This is a genomic window from Rhodococcus sp. MT28 (assembly GCF_058792695.1).
In genome coordinates, this window is record NZ_JBXAFD010000003.1 from 807,196 (window position 1) to 824,053 (window position 16,858).

15 protein-coding genes and 2 rRNA genes are annotated in these 16,858 nt (G+C 63.3%); all 17 read right to left on the reverse strand.

Going from position 1 to position 16,858, the window contains the following annotated elements; translation table 11 throughout:
- Nucleotide 1: 1 nt before the first annotated feature.
- Entirely contained in the window at nt 2–1,423 is a 1,422-nt protein-coding gene (locus AC1Q6C_RS16345; protein ID WP_019748584.1) for a pseudouridine synthase, read from the reverse strand.
- A 77-nt stretch (nt 1,424–1,500) separates the two neighbouring features.
- Nucleotides 1,501–2,184 carry an SMC-Scp complex subunit ScpB gene (scpB, locus tag AC1Q6C_RS16350; protein ID WP_492666712.1) on the reverse strand — a complete coding sequence of 228 codons (684 nt, stop codon included), beginning with the start codon at nt 2,182–2,184 and terminating at the stop codon, nt 1,501–1,503.
- Between the two features lie 41 nt (nt 2,185–2,225).
- Nucleotides 2,226–3,047 (reverse strand): segregation and condensation protein A, encoded by an 822-nt coding sequence (locus AC1Q6C_RS16355; protein WP_492666713.1) that lies wholly within the window; start codon nt 3,045–3,047, stop codon nt 2,226–2,228.
- A 50-nt stretch (nt 3,048–3,097) separates the two neighbouring features.
- Complete coding sequence (locus AC1Q6C_RS16360; RefSeq protein WP_003946138.1) at nt 3,098–4,111, reverse strand: ParA family protein; 1,014 nt, start codon at nt 4,109–4,111, stop codon at nt 3,098–3,100.
- A gap of 143 nt (nt 4,112–4,254) precedes the next feature.
- Nucleotides 4,255–5,178 carry a site-specific tyrosine recombinase XerD gene (xerD, locus tag AC1Q6C_RS16365; protein WP_047270485.1) on the reverse strand — a complete coding sequence of 308 codons (924 nt, stop codon included), beginning with the start codon at nt 5,176–5,178 and terminating at the stop codon, nt 4,255–4,257.
- A gap of 1 nt (nt 5,179) precedes the next feature.
- Complete coding sequence (locus AC1Q6C_RS16370; RefSeq protein ID WP_047270484.1) at nt 5,180–5,812, reverse strand: NUDIX domain-containing protein; 633 nt, start codon at nt 5,810–5,812, stop codon at nt 5,180–5,182.
- Between the two features lie 6 nt (nt 5,813–5,818).
- Nucleotides 5,819–7,579, reverse strand: coding sequence for a CTP synthase (pyrG, locus tag AC1Q6C_RS16375; RefSeq protein WP_003946139.1), 1,761 nt, complete (start codon nt 7,577–7,579; stop codon nt 5,819–5,821).
- Between the two features lie 156 nt (nt 7,580–7,735).
- Nucleotides 7,736–8,689, reverse strand: coding sequence for a copper transporter (locus tag AC1Q6C_RS16380; RefSeq protein WP_007731900.1), 954 nt, complete (start codon nt 8,687–8,689; stop codon nt 7,736–7,738).
- A complete protein-coding gene (gene steA, locus AC1Q6C_RS16385) occupies nt 8,686–9,870 on the reverse strand; it encodes a putative cytokinetic ring protein SteA (protein ID WP_007731902.1) in 1,185 nt (394 codons plus the stop codon). Before steA ends, AC1Q6C_RS16380 begins: the two co-directional genes overlap by 4 nt.
- An 86-nt stretch (nt 9,871–9,956) precedes the next feature.
- On the reverse strand, nt 9,957–11,735 hold the full coding sequence (gene recN, locus AC1Q6C_RS16390; RefSeq protein WP_003946143.1) for a DNA repair protein RecN: 1,779 nt from the start codon (nt 11,733–11,735) through the stop codon (nt 9,957–9,959).
- Between the two features lie 2 nt (nt 11,736–11,737).
- A complete protein-coding gene (locus tag AC1Q6C_RS16395) occupies nt 11,738–12,685 on the reverse strand; it encodes an NAD kinase (protein ID WP_047270483.1) in 948 nt (315 codons plus the stop codon).
- Entirely contained in the window at nt 12,682–13,521 is an 840-nt protein-coding gene (locus AC1Q6C_RS16400; RefSeq protein WP_492666707.1) for a TlyA family RNA methyltransferase, read from the reverse strand. Before AC1Q6C_RS16400 ends, AC1Q6C_RS16395 begins: the two co-directional genes overlap by 4 nt.
- Nucleotide 13,522: 1 nt before the next feature.
- On the reverse strand, nt 13,523–13,765 hold the full coding sequence (locus AC1Q6C_RS16405) for a hypothetical protein (RefSeq protein WP_003946140.1): 243 nt from the start codon (nt 13,763–13,765) through the stop codon (nt 13,523–13,525).
- A gap of 76 nt (nt 13,766–13,841) precedes the next feature.
- Nucleotides 13,842–14,825: an HAD-IIA family hydrolase gene (locus tag AC1Q6C_RS16410; RefSeq protein ID WP_007731903.1), complete on the reverse strand. Its 984-nt coding sequence runs from the start codon at nt 14,823–14,825 to the stop codon at nt 13,842–13,844.
- On the reverse strand, nt 14,822–15,763 hold the full coding sequence (locus AC1Q6C_RS16415; RefSeq protein WP_073513327.1) for a tetratricopeptide repeat protein: 942 nt from the start codon (nt 15,761–15,763) through the stop codon (nt 14,822–14,824). Before AC1Q6C_RS16415 ends, AC1Q6C_RS16410 begins: the two co-directional genes overlap by 4 nt.
- A 61-nt stretch (nt 15,764–15,824) precedes the next feature.
- A 5S ribosomal RNA gene (gene rrf, locus AC1Q6C_RS16420) occupies nt 15,825–15,941 on the reverse strand.
- A 153-nt stretch (nt 15,942–16,094) separates the two neighbouring features.
- A 23S ribosomal RNA gene (locus AC1Q6C_RS16425) occupies nt 16,095–16,858 on the reverse strand; the annotation flags it as partial.

Genomic DNA, 16,858 nt, shown 5'->3' on the forward strand with positions numbered 1-16,858 from the left:
GTCACAGGCCGACCGCCTCGTACAGTCCACCGACCTCGCTACGTCCGAGGACGCGCTGCGTTCCCGGACGCTGATCGCCGAGAGCGACAACTCCGACGTTGGTGCGTACCAGGCGGACAACGGGGTGACCGACGGCATCGAGGAGGCGACGCACGATGTGCTTACGGCCCTCGTGCAGTACGAGCTTGACGAGCGTCTTGCCCTCGTTGATCTCGAGCACGGTGAACGCGTCCACCTTGGCCGGACCGTCATCGAGAGTGACACCGTCACGCAGCTGCTTGCCGGTGCTGCGCTCGACAACGCCGTGAACCGTGGCGAGGTACGTCTTCGGAACCTCGAACGACGGGTGCATCAGGCGGTGAGCCAAGTCACCGTCGTTGGTGAAGAGAAGCAAGCCTTCGGTGTCGGCGTCGAGACGGCCGACGTGGAAGAGCCGCTGACCCGACTGAACGCGCTCGGAGACGATGTCACCGACGCACGGACGACCGAGATCGTCGGACATGGTGCACTGCCAGCCACGCGGCTTGTTCATCGCGAGGTAGACGAGGTCCTTCTGCACGACGACGCGGACGCCGTCGACACGAACCACTGCGTTCTCGGGGTCGACACGCAGACCCTGTTCGACCACGATGCGGCCGTCGACCTCGACGCGACCCTGATCGATCAGTTCTTCAGCAGCGCGGCGTGATGCGACGCCGGCCTGAGCCAGCACCTTCTGCAAGCGGACGCCGTCGCCCTTCGGCGGGCCGTCGTGCTTGGTGATCTCGGCATGCTGATGACGCGCCGGCTTGGCGTTGGAGACCAACGGGTTCTGAGAGACGACGCGCTGCGGCTTCTCGGTCTTCGGCTTGCCACGCTTGTTGGTCGCCGGCGGTGTCGGGGCTGCCGGGCGCTTGCGCGGAGGTCCGTCGAACTTGGACCCACGAGGTGCGTTCGACCATGCGCCGCCGCGAGGAGCGTCGGGGCGTGCGCCGCGCTGATCGTCACTACGACGGTCAGCGCCGCCACGCGGTGCGCGACGGGCGTCGACGTGGGGGGTACGGCGGTCATCGCTGCGGGGTCCGCGGCGGTCGTCAGTGCGCGGTCCGCGACGGTCGTCGTTGTAGCCACCACGACGGTCGTCGGTACGTGCGGGGCGACGGTCATCGCTGCGCGGCGGGCGACGGTCATCGCTGCGCGGCGGGCGACGGTCATCATTGAATCCACCGCGACGGTCGTCCGTGCGGGGACGGTCGGATCCGGCGTTGCGGTCGTATCCGGAGGTACTGCGGGAAGTGTTGCTGCGTCCACCACGGGGCGCTTCGCTACGTGCGCCGCGGGGGGCGTCGCTGCGACCACCACGGGGTGCATCGCTGCGTGCGCCGCGGTTGTCGCGGGAGTTGTTACGGTCCGGTGTGCCATCTCGGCGAGCGGGATTGTTCACTTTTTTCCTGTCAGTTTTCTACTGTTTCCCGAGCGTGGTCGGGTCTTTCTCGGTGCTGACGAGCGCCGGGATTCCGGTCAGTCGTCGACTTCGGTGTCCACTACGTCAGCGGGCACGTCTGCCTTGTTCATTCTCGCAAATCGCGGATCGGATTCCAGGCTTTCGCTGATGTCGTCGATGAGATCGACATCAGGCAAGAGCGGGGCCAACTCCGGGAGCTCGCTCAGCGAGGCCAGGCCGAGCCGTTCGAGGAACAGTTCGGTCGTGGAGTACCGTGTCGCGTTGGTGTCCGGGTCAGGCCCGGCTTCCGCGATCAGTCCGCGGGCAAGGAGGGTGCGTACCACCCCGTCCACGTTGACGCCTCGTACCGCACTGATCCGCGCACGAGTCAACGGTTGACGGTATGCGACTACGGCCAAAGTTTCCAATGCCGCCCTGGTCAATTTGGTGCGTGCGCCGTCCAATAGCAGCTTTTCCACGTACGGGGCAAACTCTTGTCGCGTGTACAGACGCCATCCTTCGCCCGCGTAGCGAAGGTCCATTCCGCTGCCGCGAGCGGTCAATGCGGCCGACATCGACGTCAGGCGTTCTTCGACTCGTTCCGGCGCGGTTCCGGTGACAGATGCGAGTTGGTTCACTTCGGCCGGCGAATCCACGACAAGCAGAAGCGACTCCAGCACTGCGTCGAGTTGATCGTCGTCGAGTTCGAAATCGGGGGCGGAATCTTCGGACTCCGAGGCGTGTTCGGTAGGCTCGATCATCTCGTCTAGCTGCGAAGATTCCGATTCCGTCGGCTCGGCGTTCATCCGTAGTCCTCCTCTGTGACCGGCGCGGCCGGGTCGTCTCCGGTCCAACTCACCATCAGCGGTCCGAGTGCTTCGGGTTGCTCGAACACAATGACCTGCCTGCGATACAACTCGAGCAACGCGAGAAATCTTGCGACTATCTCGACGGTGATCTCACACTCGGCAACGAGGTCCCCGAAGGGTGTCCACTCCCCTATGCCTCGCTCGCGCAGCAACTCGAGAATTCGCTCAGCCTGCTCGGGTATCGAGATATTGGACACATGGAGGTGATCGAGGCCCACCGTCGGCACCGGACGCGGTGTGAACACCGTCGCCGCGATCTCCGCAAAACGCTGAGGATCGACGCCCAACAACACCTCGGGCAGGAGTTCGGTGAACTGAACCTCGACGGCAACCGAGCGCGGATAGCGCCGCAGCGCTGCTTCCTCCAACTCACCGAACAGCGCCGCAACTTGTTTGTACGCCCGGTACTGCAGCAGTCGCGCGAAGAGAAGGTCGCGGGCTTCGAGAAGCGCCAGATCCTCCGCGTCCTCGACCTGCCCGGCGGGCAACAGCCTTGCCGCTTTCAGGTCCAGAAGAGTGGCTGCGACGACCAGAAACTCTGTTGTCTGATCGAGGCCCATCGCACTGCCGAGTTCCTTGGTGTATGCGATGAAATCGTCAGTGACGGTGTGCAGCGCGACTTCGGTGACATCGAGCTGTCGTTGATTGATCAGGTTCAACAGCAGATCGAACGGGCCTTCGAAGTTCCGGAGAGTGACTCGGAAACCGGCAGCCTTGGCTGCGGTCTGAGCGTCGGTCGGCACGTTCGGGTCGATCGAATCCGGCTCGACTTCGACCGAATCTTCTTGCGATGCAATCAGTTCCACTAACGACCAGACCGGTGAATGACCTCGCGGGCCAATGCTCTATATGCCTCGGCCCCAGCCGATTTCGGCGCCCACGTCGTGATCGGCTCACCGGCGACGCTGGTTTCGGGGAATCGAACGGTGCGGTTGATCACCGTGTCGTAGACGACGTCGCCGAACACCTCGACGACGCGTGCCATCACCTCACGGGCGTGCAGGGTCCGAGCGTCGAACATCGTGACGACGATGCCGGCCAACTCGAGCTTCGGATTGAGACGGTCGTGCACCTTTTCGACGGTGTCGTTGAGCAGTGCCAGGCCGCGCAGGCTGAAGTACTCGCATTCCATCGGAATGATGACCGAATCGGCGCAGGCCAACGCATTCACGGTGAGCAGGCCAAGCGACGGCTGGCAGTCGATGAGCACGTAGTCGTACCGATCGAGAACCGGGTGCAACACGCGTCCCAAGGTCTGCTCACGCCCGACCTCGGTGACCAATTGGATCTCGGCGGCCGAAAGGTCGATATTGCTGGGGAGCAGGTCGAGGCCGTCGACCCGGGTTCGCATCAGCACGTCGTCGATGGACACACGTGGTTCGACCAGAAGGTTATGGACGGTCAGTTCGAGGTCGTGATGCTGAACGCCCAGTCCGGCAGACAACGCGCCTTGCGGATCGAGATCCACCAGGAGCACTCGACGACCGTATTCAGCCAACGATGCACCCAGGTTGATGGTCGACGTCGTCTTGCCGACGCCGCCCTTCTGGTTGCACATCGCGATGATCATCGCGGGTCCGTGGTGCGCCAACGGTGTCGGTTGGGGTACCTCGCGGACCGGTCGACCTGTCGGGCCGAGTTCTTCCGCGGAAACGGTGAGGGTTTCCGCAGGTGGAGAGGCTACTGGCGTCGTATCTATTTCGAACATCGCCTCTGGTTCGGAGGGTACAGCTGGTGCTGATTCGTTCACGCGCTCGAAGAGTTGGGCATTGACATGCGGCGGCGCGGACTCCGCCGCTGGTGGCTGCGATGTCGACACGGTCCGATGCTCCCCTACTCTTTCGGCGGTTGCTCTCGGCGCCGGCAAACCCCCGAAACTGCGGTGGAGGCCGCTCGCGCTCCTTGAACGCTACCGCTTACATCACCGAATGGTCTCGCAGACACGCATGAGCCAACCAACCCCTAACGGGCACGCGGGTGTGCCTGAGCCCACACTTCGCGCAACGCGGTGACGGTGACCAGTGTGTAGATCTGCGTCGTGGTTACCGAAGCGTGACCGAGAAGTTCCTGCACGACGCGTACGTCCGCGCCGCCGTCGAGCAGGTGTGTGGCAAACGAGTGCCTGAGCGTATGGGGTGAGACGTCCGCCTTGATCCCGGCGGACGCCGCCGCGTCCTGAAGAATCTGCCATGCACTCTGACGCGAGAGGCGTCCACCGCGAGCGTTGAGAAAGAGGGCAGGAACACCGCGCGTCGCCAGGCTGGGGCGCCCGCGGACGAGATACGCGTCGACGGCGGCGATCGCCGGCCTGCCGACGGGGACGATCCGCTGCTTGCCGCCCTTGCCCTTGAGCAGCACGGAACGAGTTTCGGTATCGATGTCGTCGACGTCCAGATCGATCGCCTCGGTGATTCGCGCTCCGGTCGAGTACAGGAGCTCGAGCAGAGCGCGATCCCGCAGGTCGCGGGGCCCGTCACCGGCCGCACCGCCACCCGAAGCGTCGAGCAGGGCGATCACGTCGTCGAGAGGCAGGGCCTTGGGCAGCTTGCGTCCGGGCGTCGGCGGCTTGACCGTTCGGGCCACGTCGACGCTGACCAGACCTTCGGCGGCGGAAAACTTGTGGAATCCGCGGACCGCGATCAGGGTGCGTGCTGCCGAACTGGCCGCCAATGGTACGACTCCGGCATCTTTGTCGCCCAGGCGCAGATGTGTCACGAATTCGGTGACGTCGTTCTCCGTCACGCCCGCGACGTCGTCGATGCCGCGTCCGTGCAGGTACTCCGCGTACCGATTCAGGTCGCGGCGATAGGAAAGTAGAGTATTGCGCGCAGATCCTCGCTCGACCGCTAGATGGTCGAGATACGAGTCCACCTGTCGGGCAAGCACTTCAGGCTCGCGACTTGCGTTCTCCGAATGCGCGAGGACGATCGGGCCACGGTGCGTCGGCGGGGCGCAGCGGCTTGCCCGTCGCGCGTGCGGTGGCGATCGCGAGTATGCCCGATACCGCTGTGGCATTGACGATGTCGCCGCGTAGCGCCATGTCGACGGCGTCGGCGAGCGGAACCCGCGAAATCTCGAGATCGGCTTCTTCGTGTTCGGGATCGTCGCGCTCCACCTCGTGCAGCCCCTCGGCGAGGAAGACGCGAACCGCCTCGTCCGTGAACCCGGGTGAGAGAGCGACATCGACCAGCACCGACCATCGATCGGCGCCGAGTCCGGTTTCTTCGCCCAGCTCGCGCGCTGCAGCCTCGACCGGGCTCTCCCCCGGAGCGTCGAGCAGACCGGCAGGGATTTCCCACAACCGGTGCCCGAGCGGGTGACGGTACTGGTGAATCAGCACCAGGTTGTCGTGCTCGTCCAGTGCCACGACGGCAACGGCGCCGTGGTGTTCGACGACTTCCCGATCGGCACGCTGACCACCAGGCATCGCAACGGTGTCGACGCGCAACGCGATGATCGCGCCGGTGTAGACAGTCTTGGAGCCGAGGGTGTCGAATTCGTGCCGACCGGGATCGCTCATCTGTGGCTAGACCTTTTCCACGTTCTCGACTGCAGCGTCGAGCGCCGTCTCGGTGGCAGCGGTGTCGATCTTCTCGTCACCGTGGACGTCGACGGGCAGGCGCTCTTCGAGCTTGTACGTCAACGCTGCTTCGACGAAGGCCGCGAACAGCGGGTGCGGGCGCGTCGGACGGCTCTTGAGCTCCGGGTGTGCCTGGGTGGCAACGAAGAACGGATGCTGCTCACGCGGGTACTCGACGAACTCGACCAGGTGACCGTCCGGCGAGGTTCCGCTGAACTGCAAGCCGGACTTGGCAATCCGGTCGCGGTAGGTGTTGTTGACCTCGTAGCGGTGACGGTGACGCTCGGAGACGTCCTCGGTTCCGTAGGCCTGAGCGACGACGGAACCCTTGGTCAGCACGGCCGGGTATGCACCCAGACGCATGGTGCCACCGAGGTCGGCGTCACCGGCGATGACGTCTTCCTGATCAGCCATCGTGGAGATGACCGGGTGCTTGGTGTCCGGCTCGAACTCGGCCGAGTTGGCATCGTCGAGGCCGACGCTACGAGCAGCTTCGATGACGACGCACTGCAGACCCAGGCACAGACCCAGCAACGGCAGCTTGCGCGAACGTGCGAAACGGATCGCGCCGAGCTTGCCTTCGATGCCGCGGATGCCGAAGCCACCGGGGATCAGAACACCGTCGACGTCACCGAGAGCGGCCTGCGCTCCGGCTTCGGTCTCACAGGCGTCCGACGGGACCCAGGAGATCTCGACCTTGGACCGGTTCGCGAATCCACCGGCGCGCAGTGCCTCGGTGACGGAGAGGTATGCGTCGGGCAGGTCGACGTACTTGCCGACCAATGCGACGCGCACCGTCTCACGCGGCTGGTGAACACGATCGAGGAGGTTGCCCCACACGGTCCAGTCGACGTCGCGGAACGGGAGTCCGAGCTGGCGAACGACGTAAGCGTCGAGGCCCTCACGGTGCAGAACCTTCGGGATGTCGTAGATCGAGGGAGCGTCGGGCGTCGAGATGCAGGCGTCGACGTCCACGTCGCACATCAGGGCGATCTTGTTCTTGAGGCCCTGCGGAACGTCACGATCGCAACGAAGGATCAGCGCGTCGGGCTGAATGCCGATGCTGCGCAACGACGCAACCGAGTGCTGCGTGGGCTTGGTCTTGAGTTCTCCGGAGGGGCCGAGGTACGGCACGAGGGAGACGTGCAGGAAGAAGACGTTGTCGCGGCCGACGTCGTGGCGGACCTGGCGAGCGGCTTCGAGGAAGGGCTGCGATTCGATGTCGCCGACGGTGCCACCGATTTCGGTGATCACGACGTCCGGGCGGTGTCCCTGCAGATCCGGACCGCTCATCTCGAGGATGCGACGCTTGATCTCGTCGGTGATGTGCGGGATGACCTGAACGGTGTCGCCGAGGTACTCGCCGCGGCGTTCCTTGGCGATGACCGTCGAGTACACCTGGCCGGTGGTGACGTTCGCCTGGCCGGAGAGGTCACGGTCGAGGAACCGCTCGTAGTGTCCGACGTCGAGGTCGGTCTCGGCACCGTCTTCGGTGACGAAGACCTCGCCGTGCTGGAAGGGGTTCATGGTGCCCGGATCCACATTGAGATAGGGATCGAGCTTCTGCATGGTCACGCGCATTCCCCGCGCGGTCAACAACTGTCCCAGGCTCGAGGCGGTCAAACCTTTGCCGAGCGAGGAAGCTACACCTCCGCTGACGAAGATGTGCTTGGTGGCGGTACGCGTGTTAGTGCGTGACTGTGGCAAAGGGGCTCCCGTGACGACTGTGCAGGGCTTGGTCTGATGAAGCATGCTGGGGCCTGCCGACCCACGGGATTTCACGGTAACACCTATCGGGGGTCGGTGCCTACAACGCGCCGACTTTCCGCCCCCGATGTGACCGGCGTATCAATACCGGGGTGTTCAGTTGGTGGGTGCGCCGACGGTGACCGCCGCCGCTCCCGGTCCCGTGCCGTAGCGGCCGGCGCCGCCGTTCAACTGTTCCTGCAGCGCCAACGGCGTGGTGATCTTGCCCGACTCCCGATCGATGTTGTCGATGGTCGTCAAGCCCGCTGAGAGCGCCGCGTCCGCACGAGCGACGGCAACCGGACCACTGCCCTCGGCCGAGCCAGGCCGGCCCGCGAGAATCGTTCCTGCGCCGCGTCCGTCGAGAGCACCGGCGAACCGGGCGATGACGGCGCCGCGGTTACCCGTGGCTGCGTCGGATTCACTCTTGTTGTCGCCGGTGAGAACCACGGCGAGTTGAGCCGGCTTGACCGCTCCGTCGTCGTAGCTGATGAAACCGGCGCTACGCAGCGAGTCGAGCGCGAGATTCATCTCGTCCGGAGTGCTCTGCGGCTCGCTGTTCTGCCCGTTGAGAAGCAGAACCGAACCGAGCAGATCACCCGCGAGACTGCCCTGATCGACCGCACCGGTCTTGAGGGTGATCCCCGCAGGGATGACATTGGTGACGACGGTCCGCAAGCGGTCACCACCGGTGGCGTCGACAAACGAATCGGTGAGCGAGACGCGTCCGGTCACGGCACCGCCGGCGGCAGTGACGAGTCGGTTGACACCGTCGAGATCACCGGGATCGGCGTCCGGTGCCGTGATGACGACGACGGTGCGACCAGCGAGACTGTCACGCACGACGCGACCGCCGACAGCGGCATCGAAGCCGTCCGCGGAATTGAGTTGCTGCTGAAGCTGATTGGACTGTTGATTGAGGTCTTCGATCTCGTTCTGCAGGTCCGCCTTGTCGTCGCGCAGACCCGAAAGCAATCCACTGGACAGCATTCCGGAACCGAGCACCACGCCGATCGCGAGTGCCAGGAAGATTGCCGCTATGGAAATTGCATGTTGACGCATCGAAATCACTTGAAGAGCCCCTGAACCCACAGCGCGAAGCTGTTCCACGTTGCGATTGCCCAGTCGAGAACTTCACTACCGGCATTGGACACGACCAGGGCGACGATCACTGCCACCAGGGCGGCGAGCACCAGGAGCGCAATCGCGCCGCCGGACACTCGACTTCGATACAGCGTTGCCACAGCCTTGGCGTCGACCAGTTTCGGTCCCACCTTGAGCCGTGTCATGAACGCCGACGGATTGCTTTCACGACGCCCACGGTCGAAGAACTCGTCCAAGGACACCACGTTGCCGACCGTCACGATCAGTGAAGCTCCGTGGTGATCGGCGAGCAGCAACGCAAGGTCGGTCGGTGAGCAGGTCGCCGGGAACGTCATCGCCCCGATCCCGAGATCCTGGATTCGGGAAAGCCCCGCCGCATGACCGTCCTGGTCTGCGGGCAGAACAACTTCCGCGCCGGACTTGAGGGTGGAACTGGTGATCTCTTCCGGGTCGCCCACGATCAGATCGGGGCGGTATCCGGCCTTGCTCAACACGTCCGCACCTGCACCGACACCGATCAGGATCGGCGAATACTCCTTGATGAAGGGCTTGAGGTTCTTCAGATCGGCCTCGTGTTCGGGTCCGTCGGAGACGACCACGACGTGGCGATCCTTCAAGTCGATGTCGATGTCCGGAACACCGATTCCGTCGATCAGCAAAGGACTTTCGGTGCGGATGAACTCGATGGTGTTACCCGAGAACGCTTCCAGGTGATCGACCAGGCCGGTCTTGGCCTCGATCATCCGATCGGAGATCTCGGCCTCGGTCTGCTCTTCGCCCTTGACGAGGCTCTTCTCGCCGTTGAAGATCTCGCCCTCGTGCAGGCGGATCTTGCTGCCGTCCTTGACGTTCTTGAAGACGTCACCGTCTACGGCATCGATCAGAACGATGTCGTTGGCGACGATCACTTCCGGTCCGAGGTTGGGGTACCGCCCCGAAATCGACGGCGACGCGTTGACCACGGCCATGACTCCGGCTTTCACCAGAGCATCGGCGGTCCGGCGATCGATGTCGACTTCGTCGAGGATCACGATGTCTCCAGGACCGACGCGGCGTAGAAGCTTCGCCGTGTTCCGATCGGCCCTGGCGATGCCACTGATCCCAGGCAAGGATTCGGTGTTACGTGAGAGCAATCCGGGCATCTTCATGGCTTCGATGATGAACCTGAAACCGCGTTGACCGGTGGAGGCGCGCCGACAACTACCACATCAGTCACACCAACACCACAGAACCTTCAATCTGTGACGCGGGCCGCATTCGCGATCTCGAGCAGTTCTTCGGCGTGCGCACGACCGGTCTCGGTGTCGTCCAGCCCTGCCAACATACGAGCCAATTCGACCACCCGATCCGAATCCGACAAGGTCCGCACGCCACTGCTCACCACGCCGCCTTTGTCGTCGACCTTGTCCACCACGAGGTGGGTGTCGGCAAACGCAGCAACCTGCGGAAGGTGGGTGACGACGATAACCTGATGCGTACGAGCAAGTTTCGCCAATCGGCGGCCGATCTCGACAGCAGCGCGACCACCGACCCCCGCGTCCACTTCGTCGAAAACCATCGTCGCGCCGGTGTCGCTACCAGCGAGAACAACCTCGAGCGCCAGCATGACGCGTGACAGCTCGCCACCGGAAGCGCTCTTGCTGATCGGAAGTGACGGTGCCCCGCTGTGCGCAGACAGACGGAATTCCACCTCGTCGACGCCGGCAGACCCGGCATGAAGGTCTACTCCCCCGACGCTGAGCGGCGCCGAGTCCTGCGGGCCGGCAGGCTGCGAACGCACAGTCACCTCGAGACCCGCACGTCCCATCGCCAGACCGGCGAGTTCCGCGCTGACGGCTTTGGCGAGCTTTGCCGCTGCCTTGACTCGCGCGGCGCTCAGCTTTGTGGCGGCTTCCGCGGTGAGGCCAGCCGTCTCCTCGACCTGCTTGGCCAACAGCGACAACGCATCCGACGACACGTCGAGTTTGGACAGACGAGCGCGAGCGGTATCTGCCCATTCGAGAACACCGTCGACATCGGCGGCGTACTTGCGAGTCAGAGTCTTCAGTTCCGATTGCCGCGACAGCAGCGAGTCCAGAGCACCCGGGTCTGCGGGCAGCCCGGACAGATAGGTGTTCAGGTCACCGGCAACATCGGTGACGACGGCAATAGCGTCGGCCAACCGGGAACCGAGGCCGTCCAGATCTGCGTCGGTGACCGACTCGATACGCGCCCGCGCTTCGGACATCAGGTCTAGCGCCGGCATGACCCCGACGTCGCCGCTTGCCATGTCGTCACTACCGGCGAGCGCAGCGTGCGCCTCTTCCGCAGCCGAGCGGAGCGAATCGAGTTCACTGAGTCGTCGAACTTCGGCAACTATCGCCGTGTCCTCGCCTGGCTCGGGTGCCACGCCGTCGATTTCGTTGAGCGCGAAGGTCAACTGATCTGCTTCTTGCGCCAGTTCACGAGCCTTCGACGTGCGTTCGATCAACTCCGAACGAGCATCGAGCCATTCACGACGGTGTTTGCGGTACCTCGTCAGCAGCGTTCCGATTGCCTTGTCCCCGAAGCGGTCCAGCGCATTGCGTTGCTGGTCGGGACGAAGCAATCGCAGCTGATCGTTCTGTCCGTGGACAGTCAGAAGTGGGTCCGTGAATTCGGAGAGAACTCCCGCCGGCACGCTTCGTCCGCCGAGATGAGCCCGTGAGCGGCCGTCGCTGCCGACTGTCCGGACGGCGATGATGGTCCCGTCCTCGTCGCGCTCGGCGCCGGACGATTCCAGGATTCGGACGATCTCACGCTCGGTGGCCGGTGAGACGTCGTCGGCGATGAATCGTCCTTCGACGACGGCTCGCGACGCGCCCAACCGCACCCGACCGGCATCGGCTCGCGCTCCGCTGAGGAGATGCAAGCTGGTGACGACCATCGTTTTACCTGCGCCGGTTTCACCGGTCAGGACGGTCAGGCCCTCGTGGAACTGGGCGCTGGCCTCGGAGATCACACCAAGACTGTCGATACGGATCTCTGCGAGCACGATTAAGGCTTCCTTCCTCGCCATCCGGTAACCGGAAGCTCGAACTTGCGAACCATCCGATCAGCGAAGGGCGCAGAGTCCAACCGGACCCACTTGACGGGAGTGGCGCCGCGAACGATCTCGACGCGAGCGCCGGCAGGCAGTTCCAACGTACGACGCCCGTCGCAGAAGACCAGGCCGTCGTGGCTACCGGCGACGGTCTCCACCGCGATGATCGAATTCGGGCTGGTGACCAACGGCCGCGCGAACAGCGCATGCGCGTTGCTGGGTACGACGAGCAATGCTTCGAGTTCGGGCCACACGACGGGGCCGCCTGCGGAAAATGCATAAGCGGTCGAGCCGGTGGGAGTGGACACGAGAACACCATCGCAACCGAAGGCAGACACCGGTCGGCCGTCGACCTCGAGGACAACTTCGAGAACTCCCAAACGCGAACGGTTCTCGATGCTGGCCTCGTTGAGCGCCCACCCGCGGTCGATGATCTCGTCGTCCACCCGAATCACGACGTCGAGTGTCATACGGGACTCGACGCGATATTCCTTGCGAACTACCTGCGCGAGAGCCTCGTCGAGATGCTCCGCCTCGGTCTCTGCCAGAAATCCGATCCGTCCGAGGTTGATGCCCAGTACCGGAATGGACGCTTCTTGAGCGAGTTCGGCGGCGCGCAGAAATGTGCCGTCACCACCGAGAACCAGAACCAACTCGCATCCGACGGCAGCATCAGCACCGGGATGAACAACCGTGACGTCGAGACCCGGCGCAGAGAAGCCCGCGGGTTCCGTCATTGCTTCGATGCGCGAGCTGTCTGCTTCGTCGACGAGGACTCGCAGCCCGATTCCCGCCCGTTCGAAAATCTTCCCGACTCGCTTGGCGGTTTCCGTGATGTCACGTCGACCAGGGTGTGCGACAAGAAGGATCTCGCGCGACTCGCCGTTCGTGACCGCGTTCACTGGGGCCCTTCCTCTACAGCCTTGCGAATCATGTCCTCCACCGAAGGAATTCCCTCGGTGTCCGGCTCGTGATCACCGGGCGAACCTGCCTTTCGAAGCCACAGGAAATACTCGACATTTCCCGACGGACCGGGCAATGGGCTGGCCACGACACCTAACGTCCGCAGACCTACCTTTGCAGCAGCCTCCGACACGTCGAGCACAGCCAAGATTCGCAATTCCGGATCTCGTACGACGCCACCGGCACCGACGCGGTCCTTGCCCACCTCGAACTGAGGCTTGACCATCGGAACCAGGTCCGCGCCGTCAGCAGTACAGGCGACAAACGCCCCGAGTACAAGTTTGAGAGAAATGAACGACAAGTCCGCGACAACGAGATCGACAGTTCCGCCGATGGTCTCTGCATCAATTGCACGAACATTGGTTCGGTCGATGACGTGCACCCGGTCATCGGACTGCAGGCGCCACACCAGTTGTCCGTAGCCGACGTCGACTGCGACAACTTCCTTCGCACCACGCGTCAGCAGAACATCGGTGAACCCACCGGTGGATGCGCCGGCGTCGAGGCAACGGCGACCTTCGACCGTCAATCCTTCGGCACCGAAGGCGTCGAGTGCGCCGATCAGTTTGTGAGCACCTCGCGACGCCCACGAAACTTCCTGCTCCACCTCGACGACCCGAAGTGGCGTTCCGGCTTCGATCGCCGTCGCAGGCTTGGTCGCAACGGCTCCCGAGATGAGAACTCGCCCGGCGGAAATCAGTTCTTGCGCATGATCTCGTGACCGTGCGAGTCCGCGACGGACAAGTTCGGCGTCCACCCGTGCTCTACGTGCCACGTCAAGCCCTGTCCACAGAGGCGAGTGCCTGGACGAGCACCTCGTGTGCCTGTTCCAAAATATGTGCCTTCTGCGGAATCACACCTGCTCCGTGCTGATCGTTCGGATCCTGTTCGATGCCACCGAGGCGCGCCAGCAAACCGTCGACGTCAGAACGTATGCGTTCCGGATCGACGGAAGGGCGTGGCCCGGGCAACGGAGATCCGTTACTCGTGTTTCCGGGGTGCGGTGTCGGCGTGCTCATCGGGCACAACGTTAGTGCATGACTCTCGGTTACGCATACACCCGCACCCCCGCGAGTCGAACACATTTGCGAGAGATCAGACGAGCCAGGATGCAAACAGATCCGCCACGCCGGCATCCGACGCTTCCAGGGTCCGGAACGACGGATTAGCCCATGCGACAGGCGCAACCGCGCGTAGAAGCGACATCTCGTCCCCGACAACCGGGCCGTCGACAACCAGCGCCGACCCGTTCACGGAGACAGACCACTTGGAGTCCGCACCGACCAGCGATTCGACGGCCGGCTGATTGAGCGAATCCAGAGTTGCTGCAATGTAGGTGGGGCGCTGCTCAACCGGAGCCCGCAGTACGTCACCCGGCGTGCTCACACCGGTGAGAACCAACAACGAGTCGATCGAAACAGCTTGTGCGCCTTCGATATCGGTGTCCAAACGATCACCGACCACCAGTGGACGCGAGCACCCGCTGCGAGCGAGCGCGTCCTCCATCAGCGGTGCAGCAGGCTTACCTGCCACCAACGGTTCCTGCTTGGTCGCAGCGCGTAGAGCTGCCACCATCGAGCCGTTGCCCAGCACCAAACCCCGCTCCGACGGCAGTGTTGTGTCCAGGTTTGCCGCTACCCACAGCGCACCGGCCCGGATCGCCAAGCACGCCTCGGCAAGGATCGACCAGTTGGTCTCCGTCGAATGTCCTTGAACGACAGCAACCGGAGAATCCGCGAATTCGCGCACCGGAAGCAACCCGACGCGCGTCACCTCGTCGGCCAATGCGTCGGTACCGACGACGAGCACAGCGGCACCGGGTTCGAGACGCTCCGACAGCAGACGCACTGCCGTCTGAGAACTGGTGACGACACGATCGTCTTCGGAATCGAAACCGAGTTCGGTCAGATGCGCCGACACTGCCGAAGGCGAGCGACTCGCATTGTTGGTCACGTAGTACAAGGCCTGCGTGCCCTGACCGAGAGCGGCCTGGGTGCCGGGAATCGCATGAGCTCCGGCGTACAGAGTGCCATCGAGATCGAGCAAAAGTACGTCGTACTGAGTACGAAGCACGGTCACTGATCTTCTCCGGTCAACTCGGCCACCCGTTCTTCAGCATCCGTGTCACCCTCGAGGTCAGCAGCTGCAGCGTTGAGGAACCATTTCAGTCCGTCTTCGACACGACCAGCTGCAACGAGGGCATCGGCGTAGGCGTAGAACAGCCGAGCCGCAGCTTCACCGGTACGCGCTGCGTCCAGATCCTTGGTCTGCAGTGTGACAACTGCCTGGTCGAACTGACCGAGATCCATGCGGGCGCCCGCGACGACGATCCTCAACTCAGACGCCTCGTCGCCCGAAAGCAGGGCAGCCTCGTCGCTACGGCCGAGCTCGATCGCGCGTTCGGGTCGACCCAAACCGCGTTCGCAGTCGGCCATGACAGCGATCAGACCCGGTCCGCCAGCCATTCGACGGGCAGCACGAAGCTCGGAGAGAGCTTCAGCCCATTCACCGGCGTGGTACGCGGTGATTCCGGCAGCTTCACGAACGACCGCAATTCGGCCGGCGCGCTGACGGGCAGCGCGAGCGTGGAGCAGTGCGAGTTCCGGATCTTCGTCGACGAGCTTGCCCGCCATGACGAGGTGACGCGCAACCGTGTTGGCGTTGTCCTTGTCGAGGCTGAGCAGATCCCGACGAACGGCCGGGTCCAACTCCGTGGGCTCTACGTTGTCGGGCAAATCCGGTTCGTCAGGTCGTGCTTGCTGACGGTTGCGGTCGCCATCGCGTCCACGAGGGGTGAACCCACCCTCGCCGCCGCGACGCTGTCCGCCGTTGAATCCGCCGCCGCGGTTACTGTTTCCAGCACCGCCACGGTTGTTGTCTCCGGCACCACCGCGGCGGTCTCCGCCTGCAGCGCCGCGTGATCCACGCCCGTCGTTGTCACGACGGGGGCCACCTGATCGAGGCGCTCCTCCCCCACGGAAGGACCGACGCTCGTCGCCATTCTCCGACACAGTCATTCCTCTCATACAACGCACGAAAGGGGACCCAATATGTTGGGTCCCCTTTCGGTTAACGGGTGTTCGGCGGTGTCCTACTCTCCCACACCCTGTCGAGTGCAGTACCATCGGCGCTGAAGGGCTTAGCTTCCGGGTTCGGAATGGGACCGGGCGTTTCCCCTTCGCTATGACCGCCGTAACTCTATGAAACTGTCACAGTAACCTTCTTCTGATCACCTGGTTTCACCACCCGTCAACACCAGTTTCTGGTGTTGGGGGATGGAGAAAACAGGGTTTCTCATCAGTATCTGTGTGTTGTTTCAGATACCGCACAGTGGACGCGTAGCTTCTTTGTGGTAAGTCCTCGGCCTATTAGTACCAGTCACCTGCATGCATTACTGCACTTCCAGTTCTGGCCTATCAACCCGGTGGTCTGCCGGGGGCCTTACCCCCTCGAGGGGGTGAGAAACCTCATCTTGGAACAGGCTTCCCGCTTAGATGCTTTCAGCGGTTATCCCTTCCGAACGTAGCTAACCAGCGGTGCTCCTGGCGGAACAACTGGCACACCAGAGGTTCGTCCGTCCCGGTCCTCTCGTACTAGGGACAGCCTTCCTCAAGTTTCTAACGCGCGCGGCGGATAGAGACCGAACTGTCTCACGACGTTCTAAACCCAGCTCGCGTGCCGCTTTAATGGGCGAACAGCCCAACCCTTGGGACCTACTCCAGCCCCAGGATGCGACGAGCCGACATCGAGGTGCCAAACCATCCCGTCGATATGGACTCTTGGGGAAGATCAGCCTGTTATCCCCGGGGTACCTTTTATCCGTTGAGCGACACCGCTTCCACTTGCCGGTGCCGGATCACTAGTCCCGACTTTCGTCCCTGCTCGACCTGTCAGTCTCACAGTCAAGCTCCCTTGTGCACTTGCACTCGACACCTGATTGCCAACCAGGCTGAGGGAACCTTTGGGCGCCTCCGTTACATTTTGGGAGGCAACCGCCCCAGTTAAACTACCCACCAGGCACTGTCCCTGAACCAGATCATGGTCCGAGGTTAGAGGTCCAATTCGATCAGAGTGGTATTTCAACAACGACTCCACGATAACTGGCGTCACCG